Here is a 1,974-nt window from a genome sequence, read left to right as displayed (position 1 = left end):
TGAAAAACATAACGAAACTAATTTTGGCAATAGTGTTGCTGCAATTGACATGGAGTTGTTCAAAAAATGAAAGAGTTCTTTCAACAGAAGAATACCGAAATAAAATGAAAGCCGGTTGGTTAGGACAAATGGCAGGGGTGGGCTGGGGTGCTCCGACTGAGTTTCTTTGGAAAGGTGAGATCATTCCCGCCGACAAAATGCCTAAATGGGACCCCGAAATGGTCAACCAGTTCGAACAGGATGATATCTATGTTGAGATGACGTTTCTTCGCACGCTCGAAGAGTATGGATTCGACGCCAGTATTCGACAGGCAGGAATCGATTTTGCCAGCAGTCAATATTTCCTGGCGCACGCGAACCTTGCAGGCCGCTACAATCTGCGAAAAGGGATCGGTCCACCAGATTCGGGCCATCCCGAATTTAACAGCCACACTGACGATATCGACTACCAGATCGAGGCGGACTTCTCGGGCCTTATCTGTCCGGGACTGCCGAACGAAGTCATAAGACTCGGTGAAGTCTTCGGACGGCTAATGAATTACGGTGACGGTCTTTACGGTGGACAGTTCGTTGGCGGTATGTACGCAGAAGCCTTCTTTGAAAAAGATGTCCATAAAATCGTTGAAGCAGGTCTGGCCTGCGTTCCAAAGGGCAGCCAGTTTCACGAATGTATCAGTAACGTAATCGAATGGCACCGGCAAAACCCAAACGACTGGCAGAAGACATGGGAGCTTATCAATGAAAAATACCATCTCAATCCGGATTACAGAAAGGGTTCCTGCGACAAGGGTGACTTTAATATTGATGCAAAGATCAACGCCGCTTATATCGTAGTAGGTTTGTTATATGGCGAAGGTGACATCGATAAGACGATCATTCTTTCGACCCGCAGCGGGCAGGATTCTGACTGCAACCCATCGAGTGCTGCCGGTATTCTATTTACGTCGATTGGCTACTCGAATATTCCCGAGCGTTTCAAATCTGATCTGGATCCCAAAGGTAAGTTTAGTCATACCCCTTACAATTTTGACTCATTGGTCGAGGTTTGCGAAAAACTCACTCGCCAGGCAGTCGTAAAAGCCGGAGGCCGAATAGAAAAAGATGCTTTTGGCAAGGAAGTATTTTCAATACCCAACATTAAAATAAAACGTTCGAAACTGGAGCAATCCTGGGAGCCGGGCCCGATCGCTAATTCCAGATACACACCTGAAGAAATGGATAAGATGCAGCTCAGAGTTAAATTATCAGAAAGTAAAATGGGCCTGGGTGATGCGACATATAACGATCTTAAACCGGGCGAGTTCATGCGTAAATGGCTTTTCCTGGGGCCTTTGCCATATCCAGTTAACGAATTTGATAAAGAAGTAAACCTGGCCCGCCATTATAAAGGATCTAATCACTATAGCTTAAAACAGCAGAAGTTCGCATTTGCTGCGGATTCTATCGATGTTTTAAACTTTGCGAAAAAGAAAACAATTGGCAACAGTGATTATGAGTGGGCCGTTTTAGAGAGCGAAAGCAATTTTATAGATTTGGTAGAGTTGGTTAAGGACGAAAAAAATTATCAGATTGTTTATCTCTGGGCACAGATAGATATGCCTGAAGATATAACATATAAACTGGGCATCGGTTCTGATGATGGGGTAAAAGTATGGCTCAACGGTGAACTTGTACACGAAAACTGGTTAGTACGAGAGGTGGTTGAAGACGATGATCGTGTACAGGTAAATTTCAGGAAGGGAAAGAATCAGCTTGTGCTGAAGATTCAGAATGAAAGACTTAACTGGGGGTTCTGTTGCAGATTGCTGGATGAATAGGAATGGGAGATTTACAAATATACTCATTACGGATAGGAACCCGAAAAAACGGGTTTAATAATTTGGAAATTATCTGTCAGGGTCTTTTCAAATTTTTCACTCATCCATACTTTATCTTCAAAGAATTTGCTGACCGCTTTTTTGAAATTACAAAACT

1 protein-coding gene is annotated in these 1,974 nt (G+C 43.6%); it reads left to right on the top strand.

What is annotated here, in order from left to right:
- On the top strand, positions 1 to 1,817 hold a 1,817-nt coding region (locus tag Q0294_RS15385; protein WP_299467208.1), incomplete at its 5' end, for an ADP-ribosylglycohydrolase family protein.
- Positions 1,818 to 1,974: the final 157 nt, after the last annotated feature.

Source organism: uncultured Gimesia sp. (assembly GCF_937919775.1).
Classification (GTDB): Bacteria; Planctomycetota; Planctomycetia; order Planctomycetales; family Planctomycetaceae; genus Gimesia.
The sequence above is the reverse complement of the archived record's forward strand: the minus strand, read 5'-3'. Positions and strand labels throughout refer to the sequence as shown.